General features: G+C 63.3%; 14 protein-coding genes. 10 read left to right on the forward strand and 4 right to left on the reverse strand.

Annotated elements, in window-relative coordinates; genetic code table 11:
* Window positions 1-17: 17 nt before the first annotated feature.
* The gene (locus tag AC1L6K_RS10040; RefSeq protein WP_480952536.1) at window positions 18-1505 is read right to left on the reverse strand and encodes a glycosyltransferase 87 family protein; all 1488 of its coding nucleotides are present in this window, start codon (window positions 1503-1505) and stop codon (window positions 18-20) included.
* 120 nt (window positions 1506-1625) lie between these two features.
* Here AC1L6K_RS10040 and mptB point away from each other — a divergent pair, with 120 nt between their 5' ends.
* Window positions 1626-3263 carry a polyprenol phosphomannose-dependent alpha 1,6 mannosyltransferase MptB gene (gene mptB, locus AC1L6K_RS10045; protein ID WP_480952537.1) on the forward strand — a complete coding sequence of 546 codons (1638 nt, stop codon included), beginning with the start codon at window positions 1626-1628 and terminating at the stop codon, window positions 3261-3263.
* Window positions 3264-3272: 9 nt separating this feature from the next.
* Here mptB and AC1L6K_RS10050 read toward each other — a convergent pair whose 3' ends face one another.
* A complete protein-coding gene (locus tag AC1L6K_RS10050) occupies window positions 3273-4010 on the reverse strand; it encodes a DNA alkylation repair protein (RefSeq protein ID WP_480952538.1) in 738 nt (245 codons plus the stop codon).
* Between the two features lie 119 nt (window positions 4011-4129).
* Between AC1L6K_RS10050 and AC1L6K_RS10055 the strand changes: the two genes are divergently transcribed.
* The 9 genes from AC1L6K_RS10055 to AC1L6K_RS10095 all read left to right on the forward strand — a co-directional run bounded on the left by AC1L6K_RS10055 (window position 4130) and on the right by AC1L6K_RS10095 (window position 14396).
* Complete coding sequence (locus AC1L6K_RS10055; protein WP_480952539.1) at window positions 4130-5005, forward strand: HemK family protein methyltransferase; 876 nt, start codon at window positions 4130-4132, stop codon at window positions 5003-5005.
* A gap of 111 nt (window positions 5006-5116) precedes the next feature.
* A complete protein-coding gene (gene gad, locus AC1L6K_RS10060) occupies window positions 5117-6484 on the forward strand; it encodes a glutamate decarboxylase (RefSeq protein ID WP_480952540.1) in 1368 nt (455 codons plus the stop codon).
* Window positions 6485-6707: 223 nt separating this feature from the next.
* A complete protein-coding gene (locus AC1L6K_RS10065) occupies window positions 6708-8282 on the forward strand; it encodes a class I adenylate-forming enzyme family protein (protein ID WP_480952541.1) in 1575 nt (524 codons plus the stop codon).
* A complete protein-coding gene (locus AC1L6K_RS10070) occupies window positions 8279-10153 on the forward strand; it encodes a helix-turn-helix domain-containing protein (RefSeq protein WP_480952542.1) in 1875 nt (624 codons plus the stop codon). The genes AC1L6K_RS10065 and AC1L6K_RS10070 overlap by 4 nt, the downstream gene beginning before the upstream one ends.
* Window positions 10150-11490 (forward strand): MFS transporter, encoded by a 1341-nt coding sequence (locus AC1L6K_RS10075; RefSeq protein WP_480952543.1) that lies wholly within the window; start codon window positions 10150-10152, stop codon window positions 11488-11490. The genes AC1L6K_RS10070 and AC1L6K_RS10075 overlap by 4 nt, the downstream gene beginning before the upstream one ends.
* 59 nt (window positions 11491-11549) lie before the next feature.
* Window positions 11550-12737, forward strand: a complete 1188-nt coding sequence (locus AC1L6K_RS10080; protein ID WP_480952544.1) for an acetyl-CoA acetyltransferase — start codon at window positions 11550-11552, stop codon at window positions 12735-12737.
* 121 nt (window positions 12738-12858) lie between these two features.
* Window positions 12859-13359, forward strand: a complete 501-nt coding sequence (locus AC1L6K_RS10085; protein WP_480952545.1) for a universal stress protein — start codon at window positions 12859-12861, stop codon at window positions 13357-13359.
* Window positions 13360-13451: 92 nt separating this feature from the next.
* Window positions 13452-13895: an ArsR/SmtB family transcription factor gene (locus AC1L6K_RS10090; protein ID WP_480952736.1), complete on the forward strand. Its 444-nt coding sequence runs from the start codon at window positions 13452-13454 to the stop codon at window positions 13893-13895.
* 15 nt (window positions 13896-13910) lie between these two features.
* Window positions 13911-14396, forward strand: a complete 486-nt coding sequence (locus AC1L6K_RS10095) for an SRPBCC family protein (protein ID WP_480952546.1) — start codon at window positions 13911-13913, stop codon at window positions 14394-14396.
* Window positions 14397-14599: 203 nt separating this feature from the next.
* Here the strand turns inward: AC1L6K_RS10095 and AC1L6K_RS10100 are convergent, their stop codons facing one another.
* Window positions 14600-15064: an SRPBCC family protein gene (locus AC1L6K_RS10100; protein ID WP_480952547.1), complete on the reverse strand. Its 465-nt coding sequence runs from the start codon at window positions 15062-15064 to the stop codon at window positions 14600-14602.
* A gap of 63 nt (window positions 15065-15127) precedes the next feature.
* A complete protein-coding gene (locus AC1L6K_RS10105) occupies window positions 15128-15862 on the reverse strand; it encodes a glycosyltransferase (RefSeq protein ID WP_480952548.1) in 735 nt (244 codons plus the stop codon).
* Window positions 15863-16085: the final 223 nt, after the last annotated feature.

Genomic DNA, 16085 nt, shown 5'->3' on the forward strand with positions numbered 1-16085 from the left:
ACAACGGAGCTGAAATCTCAAGGCTCCTTGGTCAGGGACGCATCGGCGGCCACGGCGGGGGCCGGTTTGCCGGCGGCGGAGGGGCCGGCGTCGTGCCTGGGAATCCGGGAAGGGTTGCGCCCCATCAGGAACAGCTGCCGCACACTCCAGACAAACAACACCACGAGCAGCAGGTTTCGCAGTGTCAGGACGGCGGCCATGGCCGGGTTGTTGTGGGACAGGGCGTCGTAAAAGAGCGGGTAGACCAGGAATGTCAGGATGGCCACGCCGATCAGCATGGTGGCCGGAACGCGCCAGGCCTTCCACTGGTAGGACAGGCCGACGGCGACGGCCGGGGCCAGCCACACCATGAACTGCGGGGAGCCGACCTTGTTGAACACGACGAAGGCCGTGACCAGGGCGAGGGATCCAAAGAGCAGCAGGGCGGTGCGGTCGGCCCCGCCGTTGCGCTTGCCGGTGTGCAGGGCCCAGAAAATCAGGGCGGCAACCAGCAGCGCGGCGGCGATCAGCAGCGGCTGCATGAGGAAGCTCATGACCTCGGAGCCGGGGCCGTCGACCTGCATGGAGTTGATGTCCTGGTTCATGTACATGCGCGCCCCGCCCAGGCCCAGCACGCTCATCCACAGCCAGGGCGTGGTGAAGGTGGCCTCAAGCTGCATGCCGCGGTCGCCTTGCTCAAGCAGGAAATTCAACAGCTTGGGCAGCGCATTCATGGCCAGCGCCACGGCCACAACCACGGCCGTGACGAGCACGCCGGCCAGCACCACCTGCACACGCTGCTTGACCACAGTGAAAAGCGCAAGCACGACGGCGGCCGGCCAGACTTTCGTCCACGTCGCGACGCTGAGGATGACCGAGGTCAGGAACGGGCTCGCGACACCGATGGACAAGGCGATCAAGACGACCGGGGCCGTGAGACCGTCCACGCGGGCAAAGCCCAGCCAGGCCAACAAGGCGGTGAAGGCGATCCACCACAGGCCCGCCGGAATGGTTTCGCGTTTTTTGCCCCAGCCGGTGAGCCTGCCCACGGCCAGGGTGTTCAGTGCTGCGATCATCAGCACCCAGATAAACAGGAACGGGCTCGGACCAAAGAGATCCGCGATGGCCATGGGGATCAGCGCAAGGATCGGGTACACCCAGGGGCTGGGGCCCACGACGAGGGTCTCGTTGAAGTCCACGGACGCCCAGATGCGGTAGATGAAAGTGTCGCTAAAGGCCTCGCCGCGCAGCGACAGGATGCCCGCCAGCAGCAGGAACACCAGATGGATGGCAGCAAAGACGGTCCACATGCCACGCGGGGTGTGCAGCCAGTTTTGGGTCCGGGTGGGCAGCAGCGCATTCCGGCATCGGGCGAGGGCGGCAAAAAACGTGTCCGTGGAGATGGTCCGGTCCTTCGTGAAGTGGTGTGGCGTGCAGTGGTGCGGCGGGCTGGGCCAGAGGCAGTCCCGGTCGGCGCGATGCGCCTTTTCCAGTGAACTGCCCGGTTGAAGTGGGTAGACTGCCAAGAACGGTATCCTTGGCTGTTTACATATTAGCGCAGCACGTAGTCGCTGCCCGGGCCAGCCCGCCCATGTGAACGCCAACCAGTCCTGCCTTGAAGGCGTCAAAATTTCAGGAGTTAGTTGTTGACCAGCACGCGCGCAGCCCTGCCGGAGATGAAGAAGAAGTTGTTGAACAAGCTGCCTTTTCGCACCGGCACAGCCACATCGGCCATCTGGCAGGGGTTTGCCGGGTCCATGCTGCTGCTGTTTGGCTCCCTGGGTGTCGGTTGGCTGGCCAGCAGTTCGGTGTTGATCAGGAATCCGTTGTTCATCCTGGCCAGGACAACTCCTGTGGCTGTTGTCACCACCACCGTCATGCTCTGCGTGGGTGCGGCATTGATGCTGCGGGCCTGGTTGCGGCTGCGCCAGCACCTGGCCGGCTGGGACGACGACTCCGCACCCGTGCTGAAAAAAGCCCTCATCCTGTGGGTTGCCCCGATGATGGTGGCCCTGCCCTTGTTCAGCCGCGACTCCTATGCCTACATTGGCCAGGGCCGGCTCATGCAGCAGGGCCTGGATCCGTACACCAACGGCATTTCCGCGCTCAACAACTATTTTTCCCTGGGTCCGGACACGCTGTGGACCGAGGCGCCCACACCCTATGGGCCGCTGTGGCTGTGGCTTGAGCACTTTGCCGTGCTGCTGCCGGACGCCAGCCCAGAAATAGCGTTGATCCCGTTCCGGCTGGCCAGTTTGGCAGGAGTGGTGCTGCTGGCCGTCTATGTGCCAAAACTTGCCGCCCGCCACGGCTTCAACCCCCACCGCGCACTGTGGCTGGCGGTTCTAAACCCGGTGGTGCTGATCAACTTCGTGGCCAGCGTGCACAACGATTCACTCATGCTGGGCCTGGTCGTGGCCGGCATCTACCACGCCTCGGCCAAACGCCCCGTGGTGGGCATCTTGTTTGTCACTGCCTCCATTGCCATCAAGCCCATCACCTTGATTGCGCTGCCCTTCGTCGGGCTGCTGTGGGCGGGCTCGCAGGCCGGCTGGGTGCGAAAATTTGGCTTGTGGGCGGCCACCCTGGGCATTTCAGCGGGCATTATGGCGGCCATGGGGGCTGTCAACGGGCTTGGTTTCGGTTGGCTTGCCGCACTGCAGACCCCGGGCACGGTGTGGATTTGGTACGCCCCCGTGGGACTGCTTTCCAACACAGTTGGCTTTGTGGTGATGTTGCTCGGCGGTGCAGGGGCGGCCGTCACCGATGTCATCCAGACCATCGGCCAGGGTGTCTCCATCTTGATCGTGATGGCCCTGGCGTTCCTGAAGATCACGTTGCCACCGGCCAGGCCGGACCCGTCGGGAACAGGTGGCGGCCTGGGCGGCGGGATCCTTGGCAGCCCGGCAACCCTGGATGACTCGCGGCGCTACAGCCAAGCGGTCCTGTACCGCATGGCGTGGGCCTTCGCCGCCGTCGTGCTCATGGCGTCCATGATTCAGCCATGGTACATGCTGTGGCTGTTGGTGTTCTTCGCCGTCACCGGCATCAGGGAGGGCTGGCAGATGCGCACAGTGCTGTATTTGACGGCGTTCTTCACCTTGATCGCCCTGACCGACCAGTTGAGCGTTTTTCCGTGGATCCCGGTGGTGCTGGTCCGGGCCGTGGCCATTGGCGTCGGCCTGGTCGGCGTGCTGTATGTGATGTTCCTGGACAAGAAAACGCGCGGCGAGTTCGTCCCGCGGAGCAAGCCCGAAATTGCCGCCGGCCACAGCGCCGTGTAACGAACCGCCTCAGAGGTGCTTGAGCGCTTCGCGGCGGGACAGCGGGCTGAGCAGGTCCTCATGGTCGGCTACATAGCTGCGCACCCAGTCCGGATCCGTCCGGGCATGCTGGCGCAGTGCCCAGCCGATCGCCTTGCGGATGAAGAATTCCTTGTGCGCCAGATTTGGGCGGATCACATCGGCCAGCAGCACCGTGTCGGTGGCCTCCCCGGCCGCCAGCTGCGCGATGATCGAGGCCCGGCGGAACCAGAAATTGGGGTGCACACTCCACTGGCGCAGCTGCGGCTTCATGGTTCCGCTGTCCCTGTTGTCCTCCTTGAGCAGGAGTTCGCAGAGGCGCGGGGCAACGGAATCAACGTAATCCCACCATTGCCCGCTCTCAATGACGACGGCGTAAAACGGCAGGAGCCCGAGGTCACCCCGGCCGAGGGGTGAATCCGTCAGCATGATGGCTGCATACCGTTCCTCGCGGTGTCCGGCGTTGCGCCACAACTCCATCGCCGTGGCATGAAGCTCGTCAACACCGGCAAAGGGATGCTGTTTGGCCAGCGCACGCACAACCTTTCGCACTTCGGGCGAGCGCACACCCATGTACGGCATCGACGATTTCATGTACCTTGCCATGCCGTCCGCCCTCGCCGGTTCCGCAGCCAGCGTCAAGGCAGGGCCGAGGGCGTTCAGGAAGGCCGTGTTGGTCGGCGTGATCTCTGGGGACGTGTTGCTTCGTGAGGTGCTGGTCGTGGTCATGGCACCAGCGTAGCCGTACGGGAGGCCGGGGCGTCAACTCCCTCAGTGAGCATCGTCGGGGCCCGGCAGCGCGGGGATGACGAGACTCAATGGCCGCACTGAACTACTATGTGGTTGCAATGAGGCATACTTCCCAGCAGCCGGACGAGACGCTGGTTGCCGCCCTGCGTTCAGCCGGGTGCGTCTATGCCGAAGAAGAGGCAGCCATCCTGCTGGCTGCCGCCGGCTCCGCCACCGATCTTGCACGCCTGCTTGACCTCAGGGTCCAGGGCTATCCGCTGGAACACATTGTGGGCTGGGCACAATTTTGCGGGCTCCGCATTGCCGTCGCCCCGGGCGTGTTTGTGCCCCGCCGACGCAGCGAATTCCTGGTCGCCCAAACACTTGCCGGGCTGGCCGGAGCGGAAGAACATGCAGTAACGCCCAGGCCGCAGCGCCTGCCCGGCCCCCAATGCCACGCCGAACCCGGCACCCAACCGCTGAGGATACTGGACCTGTGCTGTGGCAGTGGTGCTGTCGGCACGGCCCTGGCCCATTTTCTGCCCGGATGTGAACTGCACGCAAGCGACATAGACCAGGCCGCCGTCGACTGTGCCGCCGGAAACATTGCAGCCTTCAACGGACGGGCGCATTGCGGGGACTTGTTTGCTGCTGTCCCGAAAGAGCTGCGCGGCAGTTTTGATGCCATTGCGGCCAACGCCCCCTATGTGCCGTCCGCTGCCATCATGTTCATGCCACAGGAGGCCCGGGTCCACGAGCCGGGGATAGCCCTTGACGGCGGCGCCGACGGACTCGAGCTGCACCGCCGCATTGCGGGGCAGGCTCCGTTGTGGCTCCGTCCCGGCGGCCTGTTGCTCCTTGAAGGCAGCGCCGGCCAGGCTCCCGCAAGTGCCGCGATCCTGGCCTCCCATGGATTCACCGCCAGCATTTCCAGCAGCGCGGATTTTGACGGCACCGTGGTGACGGGCAGGGTGGGACCCCGCCGGCTGGAATAGTGGGGGCACCCACGGGCCCCGGGCCCGGATCTCTCCGGGTCTTCTTATCGGCGGCGGAACTGGCTAGCCTCGGTGTATCGGCACCAGCCAAATCCAACGGGGGAGCATTCCATGAGTTTGCACAGACACCACGCCAGCCGCGACGAAATCATGGCGGAGAGCGCCTTTGATTCGGGGTTGGGTGCGATTCCCAAGCACGCACTTCCGAAGGGCAGCCAGGATGCCGATGCCGTGATGCGGTTCATCCAGGACGAGCTCATGCTCGACGGCAATGCACGGCAAAACCTGGCAACCTTCGTCACCACCTGGATGGAGCCGCAGGCAGCCGCGCTGATTCAGGCGTCGCTGGAAAAGAACATCATCGACAAGGACGAGTACCCGCAGTCGGCCGAGATCGAGCGGCGCTGCGTGAACATCCTGGCGAATTTGTGGCATGCGCCGGAGCCAACAGGGGGAGCCGATGCCGTGGGTTGTTCCACAACCGGCTCCTCGGAAGCCGCCATGCTCGCCGGGATGGCGTTGAAGTGGCGGTGGCGGGCCCGCAGGGAGGCGGCCGGGCTCGATGCGGCCAAGCCGAACCTGGTGATGGGCGCGAACGTCCAGGTGTGCTGGGAAAAGTTTGCCAGGTACTGGGACGTGGAGGCCCGGCTGATCCCGCTCGACGGCGCAACCCACCTGACCGCCGCCCAGGCCGCCGCCGCGTGCGATGAAAACACCATTGGCGTGGTGGCCGTGCTGGGCTCAACCTTTGACGGTTCCTATGAACCCGTCGCGGAGATCGCCGCCGCATTGGATGCGCTCGCAGCCTCCACAGGCCTGGATGTGCCGCTGCACGTTGATGCCGCCTCAGGGGGATTCATCGCCCCCTTCCTTGACGAGGGGCTGCTGTGGGACTTCAAGCTGGGCCGCGTGAAGTCGATCAACTCCTCGGGCCACAAATACGGCCTGGTCTACCCCGGCGTCGGTTGGGTGGTGTGGCGAAGTGCCGAGGACTTGCCGGCAGACTTGATTTTCAGCGTCGACTATCTGGGCGGCTCGATGCCCACCTTCGCCTTGAACTTTTCCCGGCCGGCAGCCCAGGTGATTGCCCAGTATTACACCCTCGTCCGCTACGGTTTTGAGGGATACCGCGGCATCCAGCAGCGTTCCCGGGACATAGCCGGTGTGATTGCCGAGGGCGTGGAGGCGCTGGGCCCATTTAGCCTGCTCAGCCGCGGTGACGAGCTGCCGGTGCTTGCCTTCAAGCTGACGACGCCGGATGCCTGGTCCGTGTATGACCTCTCGCACGAACTGCGCAGCTTTGGTTGGATAGTGCCTGCGTACCCCATGCCCGAGGGCATGGCCGATGTGGATGTGCTGCGCGTGGTGGTGCGCAATGGATTCACCTTTGACCTGGCCGGGATGTTTCTGGCCGACCTGGCGAAATCGGTTGAGCGGCTCTCAGGCAGGCAGCCGGCGCGGGTGGCGTTCCACCACTGATGCCACCGCTTGGCCGGAATACCTGACCTTCCACATTGGCGGAAAGCGCTGTTGTTCCCACCGTCGCGGTCAGCCGCTGAGGTCCGGCGGCGGTGGTTATGTGTTTGTGAACATTGACGGGGCAAGACTATGTGAGTTCTTAACATAGATTGTTGACGGGCCGGCCGGTAATGTGACGTACATCAACCCGCTATGGGACGTGCGTCACAAAGGAAATATCACCATGCCAGCAAGTCACACAGCCACACTGCCCGGCACCACTTTTCAGGGAATGTGGAACACTACTGTGGCAAACTGCCCGGACAACGAATTTCTGGCCTTCCGGGAAATAACGGGCGGCACGGTGTCGTGGACCTACGCTGAGTTCGACGCGCTGGTCTCGCGCACCGCAGGCATGATGGCCGCACACGGTGTGGGCCGCGGAGACGCCGTGCATGTGGCCTTGCGCAACTCACCGGCCTTTGTGCTTATTTGGTTGGCCGCGGCACGGCTGGGCGCCTGGATGGTGTCGGTGGATCCGGCGTCGGTTGAAAGCGACATAGCACTGCAGCTGCGGCGCACGGCCCCCAAGATGGGATTCTGCGCAGCCAGCCGCGAGGGAACGTACAGGGCTGGTGCAGAGGGAAGCACCTGCATCGTGGTCCCCCTGACCGAAACGACGGAGGACACACTTCCTCCGTCACTGCTTCTTGGTGTGCCGGTCGTCGCCGCTGAAGTGGATGCCCTTGACCGCTTGGCTGTCATGTTCACTTCCGGCACCACCTCGGCACCTAAGGGTGTCGTGCTGACCCAGGCCAATTATGCCTACATCGCCACCACCATGTCTTCCACCATCGGTCTCGGGAGCGACGACAAATGGTTCGTTTCACTGCCCCTGTTTCATGCAAACGCCCAGTTCTACTGTTTCAACTCCGCCATCGCCGTCGGCGCTTCCGTTGCCCTCACTGCCGCGTTTTCTGCGTCCGGGTGGTTCGCGCAGGCTGCCGAAATGGGGGTGACGCATGCCAGCCTCTTTGCTGCTCCCATCCGAATGATCCTGGCCCGCCGTCCCCATCATGCACCCAGGCTGGCACTGAAGCACCTGTGGTTTGCGCAAAGCCTGGGGCAGGCGCACTACCAGGAAATGCATGAGCTCACGGGGTGCGCGCCCCGTCAGTTGTACGGCATGACGGAGACCACTGCCATTGCCACCGGTGATTTCAGCGCCTCTCCCCGCCCGGACGTAATCGGAACGCCGGCCCTGTCCCGGAGCATTCGCCTGATCAGCCCGGCCACTGGCGGGGACGCATTGGAAGGGGAACCCGGCGTCATCACCATCGCCGGTTCCCGGGGTGTCGACTTGTTCGACAGCTATCTGGACGATCCTGTCCAGACAGGCGCCTGCTTCAGCGAAATTGACGGGACCACATGGTTTAGCACCGGCGATCTGGCGACTGTGGATCGGGCCGGGGTGTACCGCTTCGTCGGCCGTATCGACGATGTCATCAAGGTTGCCGGGGAAAACGTCAGCTTGACCGAAGTGGAAGCAGCCCTGGCACAGGCCCCCGGCATCCTCGAAGTCGCCGTGTTGGCCAAGCCGGATCCCATCCGCGACCAGGTTCCCATTGCCTTTGTGGTGCCGAGCGATCCGTTGAACCCTCCAGCCATCGATGAACTGGAGCAGTGGGCCGCGGTAAACCTCACACCGCAAAGCCGTCCACGTGAGTGGACCCTCATTGCCGAGCTTCCCCGAACCAGCGTGGGCAAACTGCGCCGTTTCAAGTTGGCCGCTCCCACGGAAGTTCTTGTCCAGTCGTGACCACACCACGTGACGCCGCCGCCACGGAAGGCGCCGTGCTGACGGCGCTGGCCAACGGCACGCCCATGGCGGAGCTGCGCAAGATGCTTGGCAGTGTGGCGCCGCAGTTTGCCAACGACGCGGTGTTGGTGCGCCAGCAACTGGATGATCACGCCGAGCGTGAGCGGAACCTGGTCCAGCTGGTCGAATCAAGTCGCGAACTGGGAGGTCTCGATGCCGTGGACAGTGTGCTCACAGCCATCGTGGCCCGGAGCCGGCGTCTGCTGATGGCCGATGTTGCCTACTTCCTGACGTTTGAACAGGAGAGCGGGCTGTCGCGCATGATCACGTCGGAAGGGATTCTCAGCGACGACTTCGCCCGCCTGGTTGTTCCACGCAACGAAGGCATTTCCGGCTTTATCGCCGCATCCCGCAAGCCCAGCTGGACCCCGGACTACCTCAACGACGTCCGATACAGCCACAACAACACCATCGACACTGCCACTGTCGATGAGGGACTGCGGGCAATCCTTGGTGTGCCGGTGCTTCGCAACGGCCGGGTTGTCGGCTTGCTCCTGGCTGCCGACAGGCGTGTGCATGACTACCGCCCACAGGACGTGGAACTGTTGTTTTCACTGGCTCAATACGCCGGCGTCGCCATTGAAAATGCCACGGTGCATGAGGCCGGCCGGCAGACGGTGGAACATCTTCAGGGCGCATTGGACAGCCTGGAGTCCAGTGAAATCGCCACCCACAGCATCATGGATTTTCAGGACCGGCTTCTGGGAATCCTGATGACCAATGGATCTCTGGGCGACCTCGCGGAGCTTGTCCAGGCCTCGATCGGAGGCGCCGTCGTGGTGGAGGACGACGGCGGACGCCTCCTCGCGCGCTCCGGCCCGGACCCGCGGGTGGGCCCCACTGGGACAACTACCGCTGACGCATTGTGGAACGCTGAACCACTTGGACACCCGGGCCCTCCTGTGGGGACGTTGAAACACCTGCCGTCCGACGACGCAACCCTGGAAGGACCACCTCCCAGCGCTGAACAACGACAAATTTTGGGACGGGCCGCCACTGTCGCTGCCCTGCTCATCACGAAACTTCAGTCGGACCTGACCACAGCAAGGGCAAGGAGCGCAGCCACGGTCAAGGAATGGCTGGACGACCCTGGCAGTGCCCTCGAAAGGAATCCGACAGCGGCAGCGGAATTGGGGCACTTGAACACCGTCCTCGTGTTGCAGGTTGAAGAGTCTTCCGTGCCGACCCTGCTGCGGCTTGCGCAGCAGAAGGCCGAACGAACCGGAGGCATGGCCTGCGACTACAGGGGATCGGTCTTGCTGTGGATGACGGCCGCCGAGCCGGGAACATTGGCTGGGCAATATGCCATATCCATGACGGGATCCATCGGCAAACCGGTAACTGCAGGTGCCGCCGTGGTGGCTGGACCGCAAGCATTGGCTGCAGCAGCAACGACGGCGCACAACACCGTCCGCGCCCTCGTGGCACTTGGACGCGCCGGGACGGGCAGCCTCAGCGATGCCGTGGCGCCATTTCCCAGCATCTTGGCCAACAGCAGCCCCGCTGAACTGACCGAATTTGTCCACAGCGTGTTGGGGACGCTTTTGGATTATGACGGTAGGCACGGTTCCGAATTGGTGGCAACACTCAGGACCGTTTATGCCAACTCCTCCAACGCCAGCAGCGCTGCAGAATCGCTGTTGGTCCATGCCAACACTGTGCAACAGCGGCTGGCACGCATCGACCAAATAAGCTCCGAGAGCTGGCGTGACAGTGACGTCACCATGCGCAGGCAACTGGCACTGAAGGTCCTCGACCTGATGGGTCCGGGTGCCGCGGCAGCCTCCACTTCCAAAGGAAAAGCATCATGACAAACAGTTCCACGACAACTGCCGCCCGGCGGCGCCGTGCCTTCATTGGCGCCACAACGGGACATCTCATCGAATGGTATGACTACGGCATTTACGGCTTCCTGGCTGTGTACATCGGCCAGGCCTTCTTTGACGCCTCCAATCCGACAGTCAGCTTGATCAGCGCCTTTGCCGTCTTCGCACTGAGTTTCTTCATCCGGCCGCTCGGCGGCATTTTCTTCGGGCCCCTGGGCGACAAGATTGGCCGCAAGAAAACACTGCTCATGGTCTTGATTCTGATGGCCGGGTCAACATTTGCCATTGGCTTGCTGCCGACCCAGGCGATGGTGGGAGCCGCAGCACCAATCCTGCTCATTCTGGTGCGATGCATCCAGGGCTTCTCAGCGGGTGGAGAAATTGGAACCATAACCAGCTTCATCGCCGAATACGCAGGACCGGGGCGCCGCGGATTTTCCACAAGCTGGCTGATGGTCACGGCCGTGCTGGGTTTGGTTCTTGGCGGCGTGGTGGCGAACGGGCTCATAGTCCTCATGGGCACCGACGCCATCGCTGCAGGTGGCTGGCGCATACCATTTCTCGTCGCCGGCCCGCTGGGCATGATCGCGTTGTACATCCGAATGAAGCTGGAGGACAGCCCTGAATTTCAGGCCCTGCAGGCGGCCGGGAACACATCCAAGGCGCCACTGCGGGAAGTGTTCAGCTGGAAACGGCCCATGGCCCTGGTGTTCTTCGTCATTACCCTGCACTCATCCATCTTCTATCTGGTGCTGACATTCGTCTCCACCTTCATGGCGAAAACCCTGTCCTTTGATTCAGGAACCACCCTGCTGTACGTATTCCTTGCCAGCGTTTCAGCTGCGATCGTCATGCCATTTGGTGGAATGTTCACCGACAAATACGGCCGCAAGAACTTCCTGCTGGTAATCGGCATCGCCGCCACCGCAGCCATGTACTGGCTCTTTGCAGTGGCTCCGGGAGCAACCCCGGAAACATTCCTGCCGCCCCTGATGGCCGTAGCCGTCTTGTTCGGGCTGTACGCGTCCTCGACCTACGCGGTGATGACCGAACTGCTGCCCACACGCATACGCTCAACTGGCATTGCCATCGCCTACAACATCCCCGTGGCCCTATTCGGTGGAAGTGCACCCATGATCGCCACCTGGCTCATTGCCACAACAGGGGACATCAGCTCGCCCTGGATCTTCTTCGTTGGAACCGGGGTTGCCTCCATAGTCGCGCTGCTGATTCTCAAGCCCAGCGACTTCGCCCGCGCAGCCAGCGCCTCCATTGCCCATGCTCCACAGGCTGAGCCGAAATTGGCAAACTCCCGGTCGTAACTCCGGGCCCGCCGAAGTGCAAGATCCACGAAACTCGATCGACAGAAGAGGTATCAACCATGACCATTGCCCACGAATTTGGCAAGGACGTGCTGCTGACAGGGTGGGGGCATTCCCGGTTCGGAAAGCTCCCTGACGAAACCCTGGAATCACTGATTGTAAAGGTCGCAACGGAGGCCATCGCCAACAGTGGACTCGACGCCGGCAGCATTGATGAAATTGTGCTCGGCCAATTCAACTCAGGAATGATGCCGCTGTCCTTCACCTCGTCCCTGGCTCTGCAGGCCGATCCGGCACTCGCCAACGTCCCTGCCACCCGAGTGGAAAATGCCTGCGCCTCAGGCTCGGCAGCCGTCCAGCAAGGTGTGAAGTCCCTTTTGGCCGGGACAGCGCGCAATGTGCTGGTGATCGGGGCGGAAAAGATGACCCAGGCCCCGCCAACGGTGGTGGGTGCGGCCTTGCTGGGTGCCGACTACGACACAGCCGGCAAGGAATCCACGACCGGGTTCACCGGTCTCTTTGCCGCCGTCGCCAAGGACTATGAATCCAGATATGGCAAGGTCGGCGATGTGCTGGGATCCATTGCTGCCAAGAACCACCGCAACGGCGTGGACAACCCCTACGCACAACTGCGCAAGGACCTGGGTGAGGAATTTTGCCGCACAATATCGGAGAAGAACCCGATGGTCGCTGATCCCTTGCGCCGCACCGACTGCTCCCCGGTTTCCGACGGAGCGGCAGCGGTGGTGCTCTCCACGGCCCGCACTGCGGGAGCTGCGGCCGGACCCGTCAGGTTGACCGGCTTTGGCCATGCCAATGATTTTCTGCCGGCGGCACGGCGGGACTCCACAGCCTTCGCAGCCACCAGAATGTCCTTTGAAAGGGCATTCGCCATGGCCGGAACCCGCCTTGACGAGCTGGATTTTCTGGAAGTGCATGACTGCTTTACAATCGCCGGGCTGCTGATGTACGAGGCCATGGGCTTGACGGAAGCCGGCCAGGGATCCCGTGCCGTCACCGAGGGATGGGTTCATCGGGAAGGGCGGCTGCCCGTCAACGTTTCCGGCGGACTCAAGGCGAAGGGCCACCCGGTGGGAGCCACCGGGGTGTCCCAGCACGTCATTGCGGCCATGCAACTCAGCGGCACCGCCGGCGCCATGCAGCTGCCGCATGCGAGGCGCGCAGCAGTTCAGAACATGGGCGGTTTGGGCATTGCCAACTACGTCAGCGTGCTTGAAGCAGTGTAAGCAATCTGTAAGCCGCCCCGGGAGCTGGGCGGAATACCTGTCCTTTCACATTGGTGGAAAGTGCGCGAAAATTGGGGGACAACCCGCGTGCCAGGGGCGGGCCCAAGGGAACGGGGACACCGTGAAACCTCGATTTGGCCAAGGTGCAGTGGTGGTGGGCCTGCTGCCGGAGCAAGACCCGGCAGTGCTGGAATATGCGGCGTCGCTCGCGGCAGCATCCGGAGCTGAACTGGTGGGGGCCTATGTTGATCCCGGCAGCTACCTCATCGAGTGGGACCCCAGCGGCAATGTCATGGGCCAGTCCCTGGACAGGGCGCTGGACCCCGAGGATGAGGCGGCTTCGGCCGTTCGTGAGCTTGGCCCGTTGTTCGATGAAGTCGCCGGGGCCCATCAGCTGCGCTGCAGCTTCCGGATTTTGGGCGGCGACCCGGCCATGGCCCTGGGCAGGCTGGCCGAGGCGATGTCGGCGGCCGTCATCGTGGTCGGGGCCCGCAGGCCGGGGATGCTTGCCGGGGTCAACGAGGTCCTGGCGGGATCCGTTGTCCGCAAGCTGCTGGCGACGCAGCGCCTGCCTGTGCTGGCCATACCCCGCGTCGACGCCCACGCTCCGCTGCACGGCTGATCCCGCGGCTGCCGAACAATTCCCAAAAACCCTTGACCCAAGGAAGCGGTAGTTCTACGCTGGGATCATCAACCAAATGGTTGATAAAGGTAATGGTTGATTATTGGAGAGTGTGCGTGCAGAAATCACTTCCTGAAGAGGAGCGGCTGGACAAGGCATTTCTCGCCCTGGCCGATCCGGTCCGACGCAGGCTGATCGCGAGGCTGTCCTTGAGTTCGGCAACGGTCAATGAACTGGCGGCACCGTTCGAGCTCAGCAAGCAGGCCATCTCCAAGCACATCCAAGTGCTGGAGCGGTCGGGCTTGATCACCCGCAGTCGCGACGGGCAACGCCGACCGTGCCATCTGGCACCGGCTGCGTTGGAAGAGCTTACTGCGTGGATTGACGGATATCGGTTGGCAGCCGAAGCCCGTTTTCGAAGGCTGGACGCACTCCTTGCCCCGACGGGCACGGCAAATGTGAACGCGGCACTTGTGAATACGACAGGGGAGCCCGCCCAGAGAGCCGGCAATCACCACGGCGAAACAAACAGATGAACTAGAGGTACGGAAATGACCACCAAAAATGCCCTTGTTGTCACTGCCGAACCCGGCCTGCCCTTTGTGGGCATGGTGCGGGAATTGGATGCTCCAGTGGCAGATGTCTACCGCGCTTACATTGACCCCGCACTGGTGCGCCAGTGGCTGGGACCGCGGGATCTTGCCATGGAAATTCATTCCTGGGATGCGCGGGTTGGCGGGAGTTGGGCCTACTCGCACGTTGATCCGGCCGGCAGCCGCTACGGATTCCGCGGTGTTTTCCACGACGTGGTTGAGAACGCCAGCATCGTCCAGACCTTTGAATACGATGGTTTCCCGGGACACGTCAGCCTGGAAAGCGTGCGTTTCGAAGATTTGGGTGGACGCACCCGCATCGTCAACCACACGGTTTTTCAGTCACTGGCGGACCGTGACGGCATGGTTGCCTCGGGCATGGAACAAGGTGTCCGTGAAGGCTACGAACGCCTGGAGGAACTGCTTGGCGTCGTGGCGCGCTAGGACAGGATGCCTAGCAGTGAGGTGTGGATCCAGTCGCGGTAGCGGGACAGGCTCCAGCCGAGATTTGCCACCTGCCAGCACTGGCGGACGGTGGGCCGGTTGACGGCAGGGGCCGGCCGGTCACGAACGGGGTCTGCGCAGGAAGTGGGCCCGGCCTGAAGGCTGCGCCGGGCCGGCGGCGGGTCTGCGCTGGGCCTGCGGCGTCAGCTTTTCCCAGCGACGGCCACAGCGAGTTGCGCCAGGCCCTTTTCAAAGTCGCCGCCCACCAACTTGTCCATGTTCATGAAGAGCATGAACACCCGGCTCAAGCCCTTGTTTTCCCCTGTCATGGTCCAGGTGACACGGGTGCCGTTGCCTTCGGGCGCAAAGGTGAACGTTGTGGGGTTGAGAGCCTTCATGGGCTTGCTGAATTCCAGGCGGAGGTGAATCCGTGAAGGCTCCGCGGCCTCCAGAATTTCCATGGTGCCGGCGCCGGCCTTGCCGTTGCCCTTCCACGCATATTTGGCGCCTACGCCTTCGACGGGGCCGGAATAGGTGCGCTGCATGGATGGATCGATGCCTTCCCATGGCGACCAATGGAGCCACTCCCGGAAACTGGAGACGAACGGAAAGATGGCTTCCGGGGGAGCGGGGACGAAGGCGCTGCGTGAAACGCTGAAAGTGGACATGGCGCTAGCATATGCCGATGCGGCCGGCCTGTCTGCAACCAAGTTTTCAACGAGCCGCCGGATTTAAACAGGTGCCGACAACTTGTTCAACTCGGCGGCAATGCCGCCCGCGCGGGCAGCGTAACGCGGATCGACTGTGACGGTCGCAACTGCAGCGGCACGCTGCCCAATGGAAGGCGTTCCCGTGCGCAGGTCGATGCCCGCTCCCGAGTAGGCCACCCTCGCCGCAATTTCAATCTTGTCAATGTCCCCGCCCGCCATCACGAGCGGAATTCCGTGTGAGAGGGCCGCCAACACCCTGCCCCAGTCGCCGTTGGTGATCATGAGCTTCACGTGCGGCAGCAGCTGCTCATAGGGGAACAGATCAGCTACACGGGCATTGGCCGGCAGCGGAACACCCAGCCCGTAACGGCCCCGCCGGCCGGTGACGGCAATGGCCTCCAGTTGAAGCGGTGCCACAGCCGCCAGGGCAGGGATGAGCAAATCCGCAGGGTCCACATTTTGCGTGCCCTGGGTGGTGTGGACGAGGGGGCGGGCGTCGGCCAGCACCGACTCCCACCAGGGTGGTGGCTCCGGGTCATCCACCGGGGCCCTGGACACCACGCCGACATAGTGGACATGGGCGGGCGGGTCGGGACGGGGGCAGTCCAGTTCGCGGGTGCCGAAGACACAGACCAGCGTGGGGGAGAACCACGCCGTGTCGAGCCGCTGCGTTGAAGGCGGCAGGCCGGCGGCGTGCCTTGTCTGGTTGTAGGCACGGTGCAGCGGACGGGTCAGCAGGGCAAAAAAGCCGCGCAACAGTGAGTCCCGGATCCGTCCGGCCGGCCCGCGGCCCGCGGCCCGGGCGCAGCGCCAATCCCTGCGGAGGCAGGCCCCTGCTTGGCAACGCCAAGGGGGTGACAGACACTGAGGCCCAGGGACACCCGCTGGTTTCCGCCGTCAGGACGGCGCCTGTGCTCAATGTGTCGGCCACCAGCACGTCCCACGGCTGGTCCTGCCACGCATCGGCAAGGTGCCCGGC

Source organism: Specibacter sp. BI4, assembly GCF_056680095.1.

Excerpts from the sequence above, each read along its gene's own strand:
- AC1L6K_RS10050 (WP_480952538.1), bottom strand. The coding sequence starts at position 4,010 with ATGACCACGACCAGCACCTCACGAAGCAACACGTCCCCAGAGATCACG.
- AC1L6K_RS10055 (WP_480952539.1), top strand. The coding sequence starts at position 4,130 with ATGAGGCATACTTCCCAGCAGCCGGACGAGACGCTGGTTGCCGCCCTG.
- gad (WP_480952540.1), top strand. The coding sequence starts at position 5,117 with ATGAGTTTGCACAGACACCACGCCAGCCGCGACGAAATCATGGCGGAG.
- AC1L6K_RS10065 (WP_480952541.1), top strand. The coding sequence starts at position 6,708 with ATGCCAGCAAGTCACACAGCCACACTGCCCGGCACCACTTTTCAGGGA.
- AC1L6K_RS10075 (WP_480952543.1), top strand. The coding sequence starts at position 10,150 with ATGACAAACAGTTCCACGACAACTGCCGCCCGGCGGCGCCGTGCCTTC.
- AC1L6K_RS10080 (WP_480952544.1), top strand. The coding sequence starts at position 11,550 with ATGACCATTGCCCACGAATTTGGCAAGGACGTGCTGCTGACAGGGTGG.
- AC1L6K_RS10090 (WP_480952736.1), top strand. The coding sequence starts at position 13,452 with ATGGTTGATTATTGGAGAGTGTGCGTGCAGAAATCACTTCCTGAAGAG.
- AC1L6K_RS10095 (WP_480952546.1), top strand. The coding sequence starts at position 13,911 with ATGACCACCAAAAATGCCCTTGTTGTCACTGCCGAACCCGGCCTGCCC.
- AC1L6K_RS10100 (WP_480952547.1), bottom strand. The coding sequence starts at position 15,064 with ATGTCCACTTTCAGCGTTTCACGCAGCGCCTTCGTCCCCGCTCCCCCG.